The 16,172-nt window shown below is 70.9% G+C and carries 15 protein-coding genes; 9 read left to right on the forward strand and 6 right to left on the reverse strand.

Features of this window, described 5'->3' with window-relative positions:
• The first annotated feature begins 23 nt into the window (after nucleotides 1-23).
• The 3 genes from KVT45_RS05955 (at nucleotide 24) to KVT45_RS05965 (ending at nucleotide 3,690) form a co-directional block, all read left to right on the forward strand.
• Nucleotides 24-1,826, forward strand: a complete 1,803-nt coding sequence (locus KVT45_RS05955) for a DEAD/DEAH box helicase (RefSeq protein ID WP_217545426.1) — start codon at nucleotides 24-26, stop codon at nucleotides 1,824-1,826.
• A 384-nt stretch (nucleotides 1,827-2,210) separates the two neighbouring features.
• The gene (locus KVT45_RS05960) at nucleotides 2,211-2,852 is read left to right on the forward strand and encodes an IclR family transcriptional regulator (protein ID WP_217545427.1); all 642 of its coding nucleotides are present in this window, start codon (nucleotides 2,211-2,213) and stop codon (nucleotides 2,850-2,852) included.
• Nucleotides 2,853-2,901: 49 nt separating this feature from the next.
• Nucleotides 2,902-3,690 carry a S16 family serine protease gene (locus KVT45_RS05965; protein WP_217545428.1) on the forward strand — a complete coding sequence of 263 codons (789 nt, stop codon included), beginning with the start codon at nucleotides 2,902-2,904 and terminating at the stop codon, nucleotides 3,688-3,690.
• A 121-nt stretch (nucleotides 3,691-3,811) separates the two neighbouring features.
• On the opposite strand, the gene KVT45_RS05970 is transcribed toward KVT45_RS05965, so the two are convergent.
• The 3 genes from KVT45_RS05970 to KVT45_RS05980 all read right to left on the reverse strand — a co-directional run bounded on the left by KVT45_RS05970 (nucleotide 3,812) and on the right by KVT45_RS05980 (nucleotide 5,142).
• Nucleotides 3,812-3,988: a hypothetical protein gene (locus KVT45_RS05970; RefSeq protein WP_217545429.1), complete on the reverse strand. Its 177-nt coding sequence runs from the start codon at nucleotides 3,986-3,988 to the stop codon at nucleotides 3,812-3,814.
• Between the two features lie 10 nt (nucleotides 3,989-3,998).
• Nucleotides 3,999-4,583, reverse strand: a complete 585-nt coding sequence (locus KVT45_RS05975) for a transcriptional regulator (RefSeq protein ID WP_217545430.1) — start codon at nucleotides 4,581-4,583, stop codon at nucleotides 3,999-4,001.
• 76 nt (nucleotides 4,584-4,659) lie between these two features.
• Entirely contained in the window at nucleotides 4,660-5,142 is a 483-nt protein-coding gene (locus KVT45_RS05980; protein WP_217545431.1) for an Lrp/AsnC family transcriptional regulator, read from the reverse strand.
• Between the two features lie 121 nt (nucleotides 5,143-5,263).
• Here KVT45_RS05980 and hppD point away from each other — a divergent pair, with 121 nt between their 5' ends.
• Entirely contained in the window at nucleotides 5,264-6,412 is a 1,149-nt protein-coding gene (gene hppD / locus KVT45_RS05985) for a 4-hydroxyphenylpyruvate dioxygenase (RefSeq protein WP_217545432.1), read from the forward strand.
• 142 nt (nucleotides 6,413-6,554) lie between these two features.
• On the opposite strand, the gene KVT45_RS05990 is transcribed toward hppD, so the two are convergent.
• Complete coding sequence (locus KVT45_RS05990; protein WP_217545433.1) at nucleotides 6,555-8,048, reverse strand: tetratricopeptide repeat protein; 1,494 nt, start codon at nucleotides 8,046-8,048, stop codon at nucleotides 6,555-6,557.
• Between the two features lie 92 nt (nucleotides 8,049-8,140).
• On the opposite strand from KVT45_RS05990, the gene KVT45_RS05995 reads away from it, so the two are divergent.
• Nucleotides 8,141-9,547, forward strand: coding sequence for an FAD-binding oxidoreductase (locus tag KVT45_RS05995; protein ID WP_217545434.1), 1,407 nt, complete (start codon nucleotides 8,141-8,143; stop codon nucleotides 9,545-9,547).
• 29 nt (nucleotides 9,548-9,576) lie between these two features.
• Here the strand turns inward: KVT45_RS05995 and KVT45_RS06000 are convergent, their stop codons facing one another.
• A complete protein-coding gene (locus tag KVT45_RS06000) occupies nucleotides 9,577-9,990 on the reverse strand; it encodes an SsgA family sporulation/cell division regulator (protein WP_217545435.1) in 414 nt (137 codons plus the stop codon).
• Between the two features lie 242 nt (nucleotides 9,991-10,232).
• Between KVT45_RS06000 and KVT45_RS06005 the strand changes: the two genes are divergently transcribed.
• Both KVT45_RS06005 and KVT45_RS06010 read left to right on the forward strand, forming a co-directional pair.
• Nucleotides 10,233-11,630, forward strand: a complete 1,398-nt coding sequence (locus KVT45_RS06005; RefSeq protein WP_217545436.1) for an RDD family protein — start codon at nucleotides 10,233-10,235, stop codon at nucleotides 11,628-11,630.
• Nucleotides 11,631-11,698: 68 nt separating this feature from the next.
• Nucleotides 11,699-12,409: an RDD family protein gene (locus KVT45_RS06010; protein ID WP_217545437.1), complete on the forward strand. Its 711-nt coding sequence runs from the start codon at nucleotides 11,699-11,701 to the stop codon at nucleotides 12,407-12,409.
• Between the two features lie 82 nt (nucleotides 12,410-12,491).
• On the opposite strand, the gene KVT45_RS06015 is transcribed toward KVT45_RS06010, so the two are convergent.
• Entirely contained in the window at nucleotides 12,492-12,785 is a 294-nt protein-coding gene (locus KVT45_RS06015) for a hypothetical protein (RefSeq protein WP_217545438.1), read from the reverse strand.
• Nucleotides 12,786-13,209: 424 nt separating this feature from the next.
• On the opposite strand from KVT45_RS06015, the gene KVT45_RS06020 reads away from it, so the two are divergent.
• Both KVT45_RS06020 and KVT45_RS06025 read left to right on the forward strand, forming a co-directional pair.
• The gene (locus tag KVT45_RS06020; protein WP_217545439.1) at nucleotides 13,210-15,561 is read left to right on the forward strand and encodes an immune inhibitor A domain-containing protein; all 2,352 of its coding nucleotides are present in this window, start codon (nucleotides 13,210-13,212) and stop codon (nucleotides 15,559-15,561) included.
• A gap of 122 nt (nucleotides 15,562-15,683) precedes the next feature.
• Complete coding sequence (locus tag KVT45_RS06025; protein ID WP_217545440.1) at nucleotides 15,684-16,013, forward strand: hypothetical protein; 330 nt, start codon at nucleotides 15,684-15,686, stop codon at nucleotides 16,011-16,013.
• Nucleotides 16,014-16,172: the final 159 nt, after the last annotated feature.

Raw genomic sequence — 16,172 nt, forward strand, 5'->3', positions numbered from 1 at the left:
CCGACCCCCTTACTACGGAGACCGTGACTACCACCGCCGCCTCTGCTTCCCAGTCCTCCCACCACCTTTCGCCGGCCTTCCCGGGCCGGGCGCCCTGGGGTACCGCCAGCAAGCTGCGTGCCTGGCAGCAGGGGGCCATGGAGAAGTACGTCCAGGAGCAGCCGCGCGACTTCCTGGCCGTGGCCACGCCCGGCGCCGGGAAGACGACGTTCGCGCTGACGCTCGCGTCCTGGCTGCTGCACCACCATGTCGTGCAGCAGGTCACCGTCGTCGCCCCCACCGAGCACCTGAAGAAGCAGTGGGCGGAGGCCGCGGCAAGGATAGGGATCAAGCTCGATCCCGAGTACAGCGCCGGACCGCTCAGCCGGGAGTACGACGGGGTCGCCGTGACGTACGCCGGTGTCGGTGTGCGGCCGATGCTGCACCGCAACAGGTCCGAGCAGCGCAAGACGCTCGTCATCCTCGACGAGATCCACCACGCCGGCGACTCCAAGTCCTGGGGTGAGGCCTGCCTGGAGGCGTTCGAGCCGGCGACCCGGCGGCTGGCCCTGACCGGCACGCCGTTCCGGTCCGACACCAACCCCATTCCCTTCGTGACGTACGAGGAGGGGCAGGACGGGATCCGGCGCTCCGCCGCCGACTACACCTACGGGTACGGCAACGCGCTCGCCGACCACGTCGTGCGGCCCGTCATCTTCCTCTCCTACAGCGGCAACATGCGCTGGCGGACGAAGGCCGGCGACGAGATCGCCGCGCGGCTCGGTGAGCCGATGACCAAGGACGCCGTCAGCCAGGCCTGGCGTACGGCGCTCGATCCGCGCGGTGAGTGGATGCCGGCGGTGCTGCGCGCGGCCGACCAGCGGCTGACCGAGGTGCGCAAGGGCATCCCCGACGCGGGTGCCCTCGTCATCGCCTCCGACCAGGAATCGGCCCGCGCCTACGCCAAGCTCATCCGCGAGATCACGGGGACGAAGGCGACCCTGGTCCTCTCCGACGACACCGGCGCGTCCAAGCGGATCGACGACTTCAGCGGCAGCGACGACCGGTGGATGGTCGCGGTCCGGATGGTGTCCGAGGGCGTCGACGTGCCCCGGCTGGCGGTGGGGGTCTACGCCACGACCATCTCGACGCCCCTCTTCTTCGCCCAGGCCGTCGGGCGGTTCGTGCGGTCCCGGCGGCGCGGCGAGACCGCGTCGGTGTTCCTGCCGACCGTGCCCGATCTGCTGACCTTCGCCAACGAGATGGAGGTCGAGCGCGACCACGCCCTCGACAAGCCCAAGAAGGACGGCGAGGAGGACCCGTACGCCGAGTCCGAGAAGGAGATGGAGGAGGCGAACAAGGAGCAGGACGAGGACACCGGCGAGCAGGAGCAGTTCGCCTTCGAGGCGCTGGAGTCCGAGGCCGTCTTCGACCGGGTGCTCTACGACGGTGCCGAGTTCGGCATGCAGGCCCACCCGGGGAGCGAGGAGGAGCAGGACTACCTGGGCATCCCGGGGCTCCTCGAACCCGACCAGGTGCAGCTGCTGTTGCAGAAGCGGCAGGCCCGGCAGATCGCGCACAGCCGCAAGAAGCCGGACGACGAGGCCGACCTGCTGGAACTGCCCGCGGAGCGGCGGCCCGTGGTCTCCCACAAGGAGATGATGGAGCTGCGCAAGCAGCTGAACACGATGGTCAGCGCGTATGTGCATCAGAGCGGGAAGCCGCACGGGGTGATTCATACGGAGCTGCGGAGGGTGTGCGGCGGGCCGCCGAGCGCGGAGGCCACGGCGGGGCAGTTGCGGCAGCGGATCGCCAAGGTGCAGGAGTGGGCTACCCGGATGCGGTAGTCGGTCGGGTGCGGCTGAGGGGGGGTGCTCGCGCCCGCGCGGCGGAGCCGCATATGGACACAGCCCCGCGCCCCTTTGGGGCGCTGTTGCGAGGGCGCTGCGTACATCGCTGTGTACATACCGGCCTAATCCGCAGTAGTCCATACCGGTACGTGACCGGATTCTGGACGGAGGCTTCCGCTCAGCGAACCCCCTTCGCTACTGTCCGGCTACGCACACGCCCCGTGGCAGCGCCGCCGCGGAGCGCAGCCGTGAAGCGACTGGGCCCGGAGCCGCCGGGCCGTCCTGCCGATCGGCGGCCTCTGAAGCGCGTCGCTGACGGGACTCGGCGACGCATCCGCCGCGTCGGAGGTTGCCGACCTCACCACTTAAGGAGTGGGCGTCGTGACCGCGGAGACCTCTCAGACGCTCGACCGGGGACTGCGCGTCCTCAAACTGCTGGCCGACACGGACCACGGGCTGACCGTCACCGAGCTTTCCAACAAACTGGGCGTGAACCGGACCGTGGTGTACCGGTTGCTCGCCACGCTTGAGCAGCATGCGCTGGTACGGCGTGACCTGGGCGGGCGAGCCCGGGTCGGGCTGGGCGTGCTGCGCCTCGGTCGGCAGGTGCATCCCCTTGTACGGGAAGCCGCCCTGCCGGCGCTGCGTTCGCTCGCCGAGGACATAGGGGCGACGGCTCATCTGACCCTGGTCGACGGGACCGAGGCGCTCGCCGTCGCGGTCGTCGAGCCGACCTGGACCGACTATCACGTGGCCTACCGGGCCGGATTCCGGCACCCGTTGGACCGCGGGGCCGCCGGCAAGGCGATCCTGGCCGCACGGCACAAGTCGCGGGACGACCCCGGGTACACGCTGACCCACGGCGAACTGGAGGCCGGGGCGAGCGGGGCCGCGGCGCCGCTGCTCGGGGTCACCGGCGTCGAGGGCAGCGTCGGGGTCGTGATGCTGGCCGACGCCGTGCCGGAACGGGTGGGGGCACGGGTCATGGACGCGGCCCGGGAGGTCGCGGAAGCGCTGCGCTGAGCGGGGTCGGGGCGGTGGCCCGAACAGGTCACCGCGTTAGATTGACTCCGTGCTCTCACGTCTCACGCGTCTCCAGGTCATCGCCGTCTGCGCGGTTCCCGTCGTGGCTCTGATCGGTACGGCCGTCTTCGCGCCGTTGCCGTTCTCGGTGGCCCAGCCCGGGATGACGGCCAACGTGCTCGGCGACAACAAGGGCACCCCGGTGATCACCGTCTCCGGGGCGCCCGTACGCACGACCAGCGGGCAGTTGCGGATGACGACGATCGAGGCGACCGGGCCGGACGCGCGGGTCTCACTCGGCGACGTGATCGGCAGCTGGTTCCGGACGGACCGTGCCGTCATGCCGCGCGACTCGGTCTACCCGAGCGGCAACGACGTCAAGGAGATCGAGCAGCACAACACCGAGCAGATGGAGCAGTCGCAGGACGCGGCGGCCCAGGCCGCGCTGAAGTACCTCGACCTGAGCGCGAGCAAGGTCAAGGTGACCCTGAAGCTGGCGGATGTGGGCGGGCCGAGCGCGGGGTTGCTGTTCTCGCTCGGCATCGTCGACAAGCTGGACGGGAACGGCAGCGGGGGAGACCTCACCGGGGGGAAGAACATCGCCGGTACGGGGACCATCGCAGCGGACGGCACGGTGGGGGCCGTGGGCGGGGTCGGGCTGAAGACGCAGGCCGCGCGCAGGGACGGGGCGACCGTCTTTCTGGTGCCGAAGGACGAGTGCGCCGATGCCAAGGGGGAGTTGCCGAAGGGGTTGCGGCTGGTGCCGGTGACGACGCTGAAGGGGGCCGTGTCCGATCTGGTGGCGTTGGAGAAGGGGGAGAAGGTCCCCAGCTGTTGAGTTTCGGGTGCGGGTGAGTGGGGGGAGGTGGGTGGTCGGCTGCCGGCCGGTGGGGGTTGCTCGCGCAGTTCCCCGCGCCCCTTACGGGGCGCTGAGCCTACGGGGCGCTGAGTGGTGTCCCTTACCGGGCGATTGCCGGGGCCGGAGATGCCAGGCGCAGGCCTACCTCCACCAGGGTCCAGCCGATGCGCTGGCGGAGTTCCCGCTCGGGCTTGGCCTCCTTCGCCAGCCGGTGGTTCTCCGCCTGGGTGTGCAGTTCCGTCATGTGGTGCCGGGCGAGCTGGGCCTGCGTGTACATGGTGTGCCTCTCAGTCCGTCTTGAGGGGGAAGAGGTGCATGTGGATGCGTACTTGTTCCGACTCCGGCGTGTCCTTGTCGGGGACCCGGTCCCGGTAGCCGTCGACCAGGGCGTGCATCTTCTCGATCAGTTCGAGGGCGAGTTCGGGGGTGAGTCGCAGACCCATGTCGCTCATGTCGGAGGAGCGGGTCCAGGCCTGGGACCACTGGTCACGGGTGCCGAGCCAGGCGGCCAGCTCGCGGGCGTGACGTGCGGCGGCCTCCTGCAGGAAGACCTCCGTCAGTCCCCGTATCTCGGGACTCGCGTCCTCGAAGTCCGCGCTGTCGTAGGTGATGCCCTGGTCCGCCGCCTGCCACCACCGCTCCCGGCCCTTGCCGCGCTCCGGGGCGTCCTCGACGAAGCCGTGCTCGGCGAGCTGGCGCAGGTGGTAGCTGGTCGCGCCGCTGGACTCGCCCAGCCGCTCGGCCAGTTGGGACGCGGTGGCGGGACCGTGCTGCCGCAGGGCGTCCAGCAGCTGCATCCGCAGCGGATGGGCGAGCCCCCGCAGGGAGCGGGCGTCCAGCCGGCGCGGTTTGCGTTCCTCGTGCTCCGTCATGTGTACAAAGATAGCTATGCAAAGGCTCCTTTGCAACACCTCTTTTGCATCGACTTCTTTGGAACTCGCGTGCCGGTCAGGTCGTCCCTTCGCTGTCCGCCGCGGCCTGTTCCACCAGCGGGATGATCCGCAGCGGCACGGGGTTCTCCATCACGATCGCCGTGGAGGCCCGGACGATGCCCTCGAACCCGACGACCCGGTCGATCACCCGCTGGAGATCGGCGTTGGAGCGGGCCACCAGACGGCACTGCATGTCGCCGGTGCCGGTGGTGGTGTGCAGCTCCAGCACCTCCGGCACGGTCGCCAAGTGCGCTCGCACGTCCGGACCCTGGCCCTGCCGGATCTGCAGGGTGGCGAACGCGGTGACCGGGTAGCCGAGGGCCGCCGGATCCACCTGGGGGCCGAATCCCTGGATCACTCCGTTCGACTGAAGCCGGTCGAGACGCGCCTGCACGGTCCCCCGGGCCACGCCCAGCCGACGGGACATCTCCAGGACCCCGATGCGCGGCTCCCGGGCCAGCAGCACCAGGATCCGCCCGTCCAGACGATCGATCGCCATACCCGCCTCCGGATGGTCATCCTGTACAGAAAGTCCGCCGATACGGCCGTAGTGCTGAGCATATTGCCCAGTAGAAACGGTATCTATTGCGCACCTTGTGTGCCGGGTTCACCCTTCGGACATGACGCAGACCACACACCACACTCCCGTTGCGACCGCCCGGCAGGACGACCCCTTCCCGGTCAGGGGAATGGACGCGGTCGTCTTCGCCGTGGGCAACGCCAAACAGGCGGCGCACTACTACTCCACCGCCTTCGGCATGCGGCTGGTCGCGTACTCCGGACCGGAGAACGGCAGCCGCGAGACCGCGAGCTACGTCCTGGAGAACGGCTCGGCCCGGTTCGTCCTCACCTCCGTCATCAGGCCGGACACCGAGTGGGGCCACTTCCTGTCCCGCCATGTGGCCGAGCACGGCGACGGGGTCGTCGACCTCGCCATCGAGGTCCCGGACGCGCGCGCCGCGTACGAATACGCGGTCGAGCACGGCGCGCGGTCGGTGGCCGAGCCGTACGAGCTGAAGGACGAGCACGGCACGGTGGTGCTGGCGGCGATCGCCACGTACGGCGAGACCCGGCACACCCTCGTGGAGCGGACCGGCTACGACGGCCCGTACCTCCCGGGGTTCGTCGCCGCGTCCCCGATCGTCGCACCGCCCTCCCGGCGCACCTTCCAGGCCGTCGACCACTGCGTCGGCAACGTCGAACTCGGCCGGATGAACGAGTGGGTCGGCTTCTACAACAGGGTCATGGGCTTCACGAACATGAAGGAGTTCGTGGGCGACGACATCGCCACCGAGTACAGCGCGCTGATGTCGAAGGTGGTCGCCGACGGCACCCTCAAGGTCAAGTTCCCGATCAACGAGCCCGCCGTCGCCAAGAAGAAGTCCCAGATCGACGAGTACCTGGAGTTCTACGGCGGGGCGGGCGTCCAGCACATCGCGCTCAACACGAACGACATCGTCGAGACGGTACGGACCATGCGCGCGGCCGGCGTCGAGTTCCTGAGCACCCCGGACACCTATTACGACACCCTCGGCGAGTGGGTAGGCGACACCCGCGTCCCGCTGGACACCCTGCGCGAGCTGAGGATCCTCGCCGACCGCGACGAGGACGGCTACCTGCTCCAGATCTTCACCAAGCCGGTCCAGGACCGCCCGACGGTCTTCTTCGAGATCATCGAACGCCACGGCTCGATGGGCTTCGGCAAGGGCAACTTCAAGGCCCTCTTCGAAGCGATCGAACGAGAACAGGACCGCCGCGGCAACCTGTGACCCACCGCCCGACGCCCCGCCCCGGCCCCTGCGGCCGGGCACGCCGGTCCTCCTGTTCTTTCCGTCGCGACGGCGCTCAGCCACGGCGGCGCTCAGCCACGGCGGCTCCTCCCGGCGGTGCCCGGTCGGCCCCGCCCCCGGCCTACTGCGGCAGTTCCTCGTTCGGTGGCTGGTTGCCGAGGGCGGTGAGGGTGGCGCGGGCCGCCGGGGCCTGGAGCGGTGAGAAGTAGGGGTTGGTCCGCAGGGCGTCCTGGAGGTGGCGGCGGGCCGGTGCTTCGAGGTCCAGGTCGCGTTCGATCATGCCCCGGTGGAAGGCGTACAGCGCGCTGCGGACCCCGCCGCCCTTCGTCGAGTCCGTCGCGACCGAGGCGTACCGCAGCGCCTCCTTGTCGTCGCCGGCCCGGTGCAGCGCCCACCCCAGGGCGTCCGCGACCTCGATGCCGGGCTGGCGCTCCCACTCGGCCGTCAGCCGCCGCACCGCCTCCTGGACGTCCCCGTGGTCCGTCTCGTACTGCCCGATCACCAGATCGTCGTCGACCCCGGCCTCCAGCTCCCGCCGCACCTGCGTCCGCAGCAGCCCGTACTGCGACTCCGCCTGCCGACCCATCCCCAGCGACTCGTACAACTCGGCCAGTTCCAGGGCCACCTGGGGAGTCGGCCGGTGCGCGAGCGCCCCCTGGTAAGCGGTCAGCGCCTCCTGCGTCCGGCCCAGCGCGGCCAGCACCCGCCCCTGCCCGGCCCGCGCGGCCGACTGCTCGGGGTCGAGGCGTACGGCCGCCGTGAAGTGCCGCAGCGCGTCCTCACGGTCACCCCGTTCCCAGGCCAGCTGCCCGGCCTGGCAGAGATACGCGGCCTGCTCGGCGGGGGTCCGGGCGGCCGCCGCCGCGTCGGTCACCTGGGCCACCGCGTCCTCGCGCCAGCCCCGGTCCCGGTACACCGCCGAGGCCCGCGCCTTCACCGCCGGCTTCACGTCCGCACCGACCTTCAGCGCCATCAGCTTGTCCAGCGCGGACCGGGCCGCCTTGTAGTCGCCGACCCCGTTGTACGCGTCGATCAGCACCGGATACGCCGACCAGCGCTTCGGCGCCGCCTTCAGCGCCTCCTCGCCGAACTGCTTGGCCTGCGGGAAGTCCCGGCGCGCCACGGCCAGGCCCGCCAGTCCGCTCAGCGCCTCGGTGTTGTTCTTGCCGGCCGCCTTGAGGGAGGTCTGCAGCGCGCGCTCGGCCCGGGGGTAGTCGCCGGTGTCGGCGGTCAGGCGCGCCCGCTCGACGTACGCGGCCCCGAGCACCGCCCAGGCCTTCGCGTCCTTCGGCTGCGCCCGTACCCGCGCCTCGCGGGCGCCGATGAGCTTCGTGAGGTCGGGCAGCGCGGCGGGCAGGCCGTTGACGACGGCCGTCTGCGCCGCGGCGAGTGCCGCCGCCTGCGCGGCCGCCTGGGCCTGTGGCCCGGCGCGGCCCGGCGCGGCCCGGTGCGGCTCGCGCGGCCACAGCATCAGCGTGCCGCCCGCCGCCACCCCGCCCGCCAGCCCCACGACCAGCAGCCGCCGCAGCACCCGGCCACGGCGGCGGCGCGGCGGCGCCGGTTCGGGGAGCAGCGAGGTGGCTGGTGGGGACGGTCGGTTATCCAGCGCGCACATGACGCACACTGTGCGTCAATACGACCACCACATCCGTGCGGCCCAAGGACGGCACCTGTGGGGTTCACACCGATGGCCCCGGGTGCGACGCTGTGATCATGAGCCGTATCGAAGCGCCTCGGGACGAGGCCACCAGCAACCTCACCGACCGGCTCCTCGCGGGTCTGCCGGCCGACGCGGTCCTCGTCGACCCCGACGTGACCGCCTCCTACGCCAACGACATGGCGAGCTTCTGCCCGGCCGGTGTCCCGGCCGTCGTAGTGCTGCCCCGCACCGTCGAGCACGTCCAGCACGTCATGCGCGTCGCCACCGAGCTGCGCGTCCCGGTCGTCCCGCAGGGCGCCCGCACCGGCCTGTCCGGCGCGGCCAACGCCACCGACGGCTGCATCGTGCTGTCCCTGACGAAGATGGACCGCGTTCTCGAGATCTCGCCGGTGGACCGCATCGCGGTCGTCGAGCCGGGCGTCATCAACGCCACCCTCTCCCGCGCGGTCGAGGAACACGGCCTCTACTACCCGCCGGACCCCTCCAGCTGGGAGATGTGCACGATCGGCGGCAACATCGGCACCGCCTCGGGCGGCCTGTGCTGCGTGAAGTACGGGGTCACGGCCGAGTACGTGCTCGGTCTGGACGTCGTCCTCGCGGACGGGCGGCTGATGTCCACCGGGCGCCGTACGGCGAAGGGTGTCGCGGGGTACGACCTCACCCGCCTCTTCGTCGGCTCCGAGGGCTCGCTCGGCATCGTCGTACGGGCCGTGCTCGCGCTGAAGCCCAAGCCGCCGCAGCAGCTGGTGCTGGCCGCCGAGTTCGCTTCCGCGGCCGCCGCCTGCGAGGCGGTGTGCCGGATCATGGCGGGCGGTCATGTGCCGTCCCTGCTCGAACTGATGGACCGCACGACCGTGAAGGCGGTCAACGAACTCACCCGGATGGGTCTGCCGGAGTCCACCGAGGCGCTGCTCCTCGCCGCCTTCGACACCCCGGACCCCGCCGCCGACCTGGCCGCCGTCGGTGAGCTCTGCGAGGCCGCGGGCGCCACCCAGGTGGTCCCCGCCGACGACGCCGCCGAGTCCGAACTCCTGCTCCAGGCCCGCCGGTCCTCGCTCGTCGCCCTGGAGGCCGTCAAGGGCACGACGATGATCGACGACGTGTGCGTGCCCCGCTCCCGGCTCGGCGACATGATCGAGGGCGTCGAGCGCATCGCGGAGAAGCACGGGCTGACCATCGGGGTCGTCGCACACGCGGGCGACGGCAACACCCATCCCACGGTCTGCTTCGACGCACAGGACTCCGACGAGTGCCGCCGGGCCCGCGAGTCCTTCGACGAGATCATGGGCCTCGGCCTGGAACTCGGCGGCACCATCACCGGCGAACACGGCGTCGGCGTCCTGAAGAAGGAGTGGCTGGCCCGCGAGATCGGGCCGGTGGGCGTGGAGATGCAGCGGGCCGTGAAGAACGTCTTCGACCCGCTGGGCATCCTCAATCCGGGCAAGCTGTTCTGATCCCCCGCGGCCTCCATGCGGCGGGGCCCTCACTGGGCGAGCAGCTGGTCGAGCGCCTCGTCGATCCCCAGCTGCCTGCCCTCGGTACCCGGGGGCACCACCCGCAGCGTCCGCTCCAGCCAGGCGGACACCTGGGGGACCGGTGCTTCGAGCAGGGCGTCACCGTCGGGTGAACTCAGCGCCATCAGCACGACGCTGCGGCCCTCCGACTTGGTCGGCCACACCCGCACGTCCCCGTGCCCGCACGGCCGGAACACCCCCTCCACCAGCAGGTCGCGGGCGAAGGTCCAGTGGACCGGGAACTCGGAGTTGATGTGGAAGCTGACGTGGACGGCGTACGGGTCGTCGGAGCGGTAGGTCAGCCGGGCCGGGACCGGGATGCTCCGCTCGGGGGACAGGATGAGCCGCAGCTCCAGTTCGCGCTCCACCATGGTGTGATGCATGACGTTCGGTTCCTCTCTCGGTCAGTCGTACGGGCGCCTGCGGGTGGGCCCGTACGAGTGGAGAGAGGCTGGGGCCGCGAGCATTACGCGGGTTCCGGGAAGTTTTTTTCCGATGCGGTGAAGGGGGTGCACAGGGCTGCCCGGAAAGGGGCGGGTCCTGCGGGACTGGCGGTGGCGGGCACCCGGGTCTGATAGATGTGGAGGCTCCCACATGACCCCCGAGCAGATACGGGATGACGGACATGACCGCCCCAACCCCGGCACCCGGTGACGAACGGCCCCGCGAGGGCTACTACCCGGACCCGTCCATCCCCGGCTACGTCCGTTACTGGAACGGCGCCGCGTGGGTGCCGGGCACCAGCCGCCCGGCCCCGTCCGACGGCGAACCCCTCGTCGCGCCGCCCGGCTCCCACCCCGCGGCCCCGGCCGCCCCGGCGGCACCGGCGGCCTCGGCGGTCGAGGAGACCGGCCCGCATTTCTTCGACGAGGACCCGCAGCCGGGCGGCGCCTCCGGCTGGGGGGACGGCGGGGGCGCCTGGGGCACCGACCCCCGGGCGGCGGGCTCCCCGGCCCAGCCGGACGGCCGGTCCTCCCGCACCGACGGCACGGCGACGATCCCGCCGGCGGACCAGGGGGACGTCGACTCCGGCGGCACGTTCATCTTCCGCAGGCCGACGGTCGGCCCGGCGGGGACCCCGCCGCCCGCCCAGCCGCCCATGGACGACGGCACGATGACGTTCCGGCCGATCCGGGGCGAGGGCACGCCCGGCCCCGGGTCCGGTGTGGCGGGCAGCCCCGGTGGCGCGGCAGGTTTCGGTGCCCAGGGGCCGGTCGGTGCCCCCGGCGCCGGCGGCAGCGCGCGCCCCGGTTTCGGCGCCGGAAAGGCGGCCGCCGCCCGCGCCGCCGCGGCCCAGGCACAGCCGGACCCGCAGGCCGCCGCCCCGCAGGCCGTCGCTCCCGCCGTTCCCCCGCAGCAGTCCGCCGCGCCCCGGTCCCCGATGGCTCCCGCCTCCTCGGCCACCCCCATGGCCTCCGGTGCCGGCGGCGGGCAGTCCTCCTGGGCGCAGCAGGTGCACCAGCTCGCCGGTGACCCGCAGGTCGCCCCCTGGAAGCCGCCGGTGGAGGACGTCTTCCAGGCGGCCGCGCGGCGGCAGGCGGCGGCCCGGCCCGCCGGGCTCGGCAAGCGGTTCGCCGCACGGCTCGTCGACAGCCTGGTCGTCGGCGCGGTGACCGCGGCCGCCGCCGTACCGTTCGGGACCAAGGCCGCCGCCCACGTGCAGGACAAGATCGACGCGGCCAAGCTCTCCGGCCGTACCGAGACCGTCTGGCTGCTGGACGGCACCACCGGCCTGTACCTCGGGATCGTGCTCGCCGTCCTGCTCCTCGTCGGCGTCCTCTACGAGGTGCTGCCCACCGCCAAGTGGGGCCGCACGCTCGGCAAGAAGCTGTTCGGCCTGGAGGTACGGGACATCGAGGGCCACGAGCCGCCCGCCTTCGGCGCCGCGCTGCGCCGCTGGCTGGTGTACACCGTGCCCGGACTGCTCGGCATCGGGATCGTCGGCGTCGCCTGGTGCCTGTTCGACCGGCCCTGGCACCAGTGCTGGCACGACAAGGCGGCGCACACCTTCGTCGCCGGCTGACGGGCCGTCGTACTCCGTACGGCCGCTCGCCGGATGCGGGCCCGGCGGGTTCGCGGTCCACTCGGGCCATGAGCACCGAACCGCCCCCGCCCCCCGGCTCCGGAGAGCAGCCGGAGGACGATCCGTTCCGGAAGCAGCCCCCGCCGGGCCAGAGCGAGGGCCAGGGGCCGGGCTCGCCGTACGACACCCCGTACGGCGGCTCGCAGCCCCCGCCGCCCTCCTACGGCGGCGGCCCCTACGGCGCGGGCGGCGGCGGCCCCCACGGAGGTGGTGGCCCCTACGGAGGCGGTGGCGGAACCGGCGGCTACCCCGACGATCCCCTCGCCGGGATGCCGCCGCTCGCCGACAGCGCCAAGCGCACCCTCGCGCGGATCATCGACATGATCCTGGTGGGAATCGTGGTCGTGTTGCTCACCTGGGCGTTCGGGGTGAGCGAGTACCAGATGAACGGCGACAAGATCTCGGCCGGCCGGTCCTTCGTACAGTCGCTCGTGGCCGCGGTCCTGTTCGTCGCCTACGACACCCTGCTGATCGCCAAGTCCGGGCAGACCCTCGGCATGAAGTGGCTCGGCATGCGGGTCGCCAACCTGGCCGACGGCGCCACGCCCACCGCCCAGACCTCGCTGCTGCGCGCCCTGGTGCTGTGGGTGCCGTTCGCCTTCTGCTGCGCCTGCATCTGGACGGTGATCTGCGGCGGCTGGAGCTTCTTCGACAAGCCGTACAAACAGGGGCTGCACGACAAGGCCGCGAAGACGGTCGTGGTCAGTACGAACACGTAGCGGGGCCGGTGCAGGGGGGCGCACAAGCAGTCGGCGGGTCCGTCAGTCTCACGGACCCGCCGACTTCACTGGTGTGCGTACGTCAGGGTGCGGTGGGCTCCCGGACGGGCTCGGCCGTGGCGGCGGCCACGGTCTCCCGCCGTAGGGGGACCCGCACCTCGGGCAGTGCGACAGGGACGGGCTCGGACTGTGCGACCGTGCGCGGCCGGGGGAGCGGGATCGTCATGGCGACCAGCAGTCCCAGACCGAGCGCGGCGAGCGCGATGACCGCGATCCCGATGCCCGAACTCGTCTGTGACAGCAGCAGCATGGCGAGCGTCGAGCAGATCACGGTGCACGAACCGTAGACGAGCTGTGCCGGGGTCGGACGAGGCATGGCAATCGTGTCCTCGGGAGATATGGGGGTGAGACGGGGAACCGGCCTTGGTTTCCACCGGCTTCCGGGCGTTCCACCGTTCGACTCTATTCGCGTGCATGCCCGAGTGGAACGGCCGGTAAGCGTGACCTAACCCACGGTACCGGTGCACAGGGGGCGCACGGTCGCATGGCATACGGCAACCGGAGGCATATGCGCGCCGGTTGGGCGAGGCCCTTCGGGGGTACCGTCGCGTCCCGGCGTCCGTAAAGCGAACTTCCGCTCCGCATAGTGCAGTTGAACTGTCCGAGTCAAGGTCTGTCTTTTCTCGTAAACCAGTAGTCAAATATCGTCACTTGAATCGACGCGTTGAACGTGCGCGCACGGACCCCCAACCATGACCCGGTCCCCCTTGCCGTGCGCGCGGCGCAGGGGAGGAACTCAAGTGACCAGCAGACCCTGGACGTTCAGAGCGCTCGCCGTCGGCGTGACGCTCGCGACCGCCTCCGTGGGCTTCGCCACCTTCGCGGTCGCGGAGGCCGCGGCTTCGGCGGCGACCACCAGCACCGTCGACCGGCACGACCCGTCGACGAAGCAGGAGGAGCACGACCTCGACGGCCCCCTGAGCAAGACCCAGGAGGCCCAGCGCCAGGAGGCCCTCGACCAGGTCATATCCGGCAAGGCCCAGGTCAAGGAGCGCGACGGTTCGAAGGTCGTCCAGCTCAAGGGCAAGGAGGGCGACAGCAAGTACGTCGAACTCGGCCGCGAGAAGACAGACAAGATCTTCACGATCCTCGTCGAGTTCGGCGACCAGACGGACCCGCGGTACAACGGCACGGCCGGTCCGCTGCACAACCAGATAGCCCAGCCGGACCGCACCAAGGACAACTCCACGGCGTGGCAGGCGGACTACAACCAGGCCCACTTCCAGGACCTCTACTTCGGCACCGGCAAGAACACCGAGTCGCTGAAGAAGTACTACGAGAAGCAGTCCTCGGGCCGCTACTCGGTCGACGGTGAGGTCACCGACTGGGTCAAGGTCCCCTACAACGAGGCCCGTTACGGCAACAACGCCTGCGGCTCGACCACCTGCTCCAGCGTCTGGAACCTGGTGCGCGACGGCCTGAACGCCTGGGTCGCCGACCAGAAGGCGGCCGGCGAGTCCGACGCCGCGATCAAGGCGGACCTCGCCCAGTACGACCAGTGGGACCGCTACGACTACGACGGCGACGGCAACTTCAACGAGCCCGACGGCTACGTCGACCACTTCCAGATCGTGCACGCCGGCGAGGACGAGTCCGCGGGCGGCGGCGCCCAGGGCACCGACGCGATCTGGGCGCACCGCTGGTACGCCTTCGGCACCGACGCCGGCGCCACCGGCCCCGCCGACAACAAGCTCGGCGGCACCCAGGTCGGCGACACCGGCATCTGGGTCGGCGACTACACCATGCAGCCGGAGAACGGCGGACTCGGCGTCTACGCCCACGAGTACGGCCACGACCTCGGCCTGCCGGACGAGTACGACACCAACGGCGGCGAGAACTCCACCGGTTTCTGGACCCTGATGTCCTCCGGCTCCTGGCTGGGCACCGGCAAGGAGGCCATCGGCGACCTGCCGGGCGACATGAACGCCTGGGACAAGCTCCAGCTCGGCTGGCTCAACTACGGCGTGGCCAAGGCGGGCACGAAGTCCAGCACCAAGCTGGGCGTCGCCGAGTACAACACCGAGAACAAGCAGGCCCTGGTGGTCTCCCTCCCCGACAAGGCGGTCGCCACCACCGTGGTCACCCCGGCCGAGGGGTCGACCCAGTGGTGGAGCGGCAGCGGCGACAACCTCAAGAACACGCTGACCCGTGAGGTCGACCTGACCGGCAAGTCGTCCGCCACGCTGAACCTGGACGGCTGGTACGACATCGAGTCGGGCTACGACTACCTCTACACCGAGGTCTCCACCGACGGCGGCGCCAACTGGACCGCCCTGGACGGCACGGTGAACGGCGCTGCCCTCCCGCGCGACGGCAGCGACAAGCCGGCGCTCACCGGTTCGGCCGACGCGTACACCAAGCTGTCGTACCCGCTGGACGCCTACGCGGGCCAGAAGATCCAGCTGCGCTTCCGCTACCAGACCGACGGCGGGGTCGCCCTGAAGGGCTTCGCGGCCGACGAGATCACCCTGACCGCGGACGGCTCGACGGTCTTCGCCGACAACGCCGAGTCGGCGGACGCCGCTTGGACCGCCTCCGGCTTCTCCCGCATCGGCGCGTCCTTCACCAAGGACTACGCGCAGTACTACATCGCGGAGAACCGCCAGTACGTGTCGTACGACAAGACCCTCAAGGTCGGCCCGTACAACTACGGCTTCTCCACGACCCGTCCGGACTGGGTGGAGCACTACCCGTACCAGAACGGCCTGTTGATCTGGAAGTGGGACACCTCCGAGGCGGACGACAACACCAGCGTCCACCCCGGCACCGGTCTCATCCTCCCGATCGACTCGCACCCGACGCCTCTGAAGTGGTCCGACGGCACGCTGATGCGCAACCGCATCCAGGCCTACGACTCGCCGTTCAGCCTCTACGCGAGCGACGGCATCACCCTCCACAAGGCGGACGTGGCGACCAAGATCAGGCAGTCCTCCGGGGTGTCGGTCTTCAACGACCACAAGAGCGACTACTACGACGCCTCGAACCCGGCCGCCGGCGTCAAGATCACTGACACCAACACGAAGATCAACATCGTCTCGGAGGCCCGGGACGGCTCGACGATCTCCCTCCAGGTCGGCCCCGCGGTGAAGTAATTCGCATTTCCGCAGGTCAGACATGTATCGGCGGCGACCCCCTTGGCGGGTCGCCGCCGCTCGTGTTTAGGTGCCTCCTGTGGCTTTCTTATTGACACCGACACGCACGGGGGTGTGACCGCATGGCCGCAGGAGGGTTCTGCAAGCTGCCGAACGGCATGGTGGTGGTGGCGCTGAACCTGCCCAGCCCCGCCACCGCGGACGGCTCGTCCGCCGTCCGGGTACTGGTCCACGCCCACAACCGCGCCCGGGCCCTGACCAGGCTACGCAACCTGGGCATGCGAGCGGTCTACCTGCGGGGCAACGCCGCCCCACCGACCCCGGACGAGATCACGGCCGTCCTCCACCACCCCGACGGCCTGATATGGCGAACTGCCCCTGACAACGGTGTCACGGCGCTGGAACTCTGGAGACCGATCAGATCCCTCCTCCGCAGACCGACACCGGCGTAGCCGACCAGCGCCGGGCTGTGCAGCCGACCCAGGAGCGCGGGGCTGTATCGATATGCGGCTCCGCCGCGTGGGCGCGACCGGCGAGGCGATGGATCGTTGCCGGGCTGAGCAGCCCACCCAGGGGCGCGGGGAACTGCGCGGCCAGCCCCCACCGGCCCG

This window comes from Streptomyces sp. GbtcB6, assembly GCF_019091475.1.
In the GTDB taxonomy this organism is placed as follows: domain Bacteria; phylum Actinomycetota; class Actinomycetes; order Streptomycetales; family Streptomycetaceae; genus Streptomyces; species Streptomyces hyaluromycini.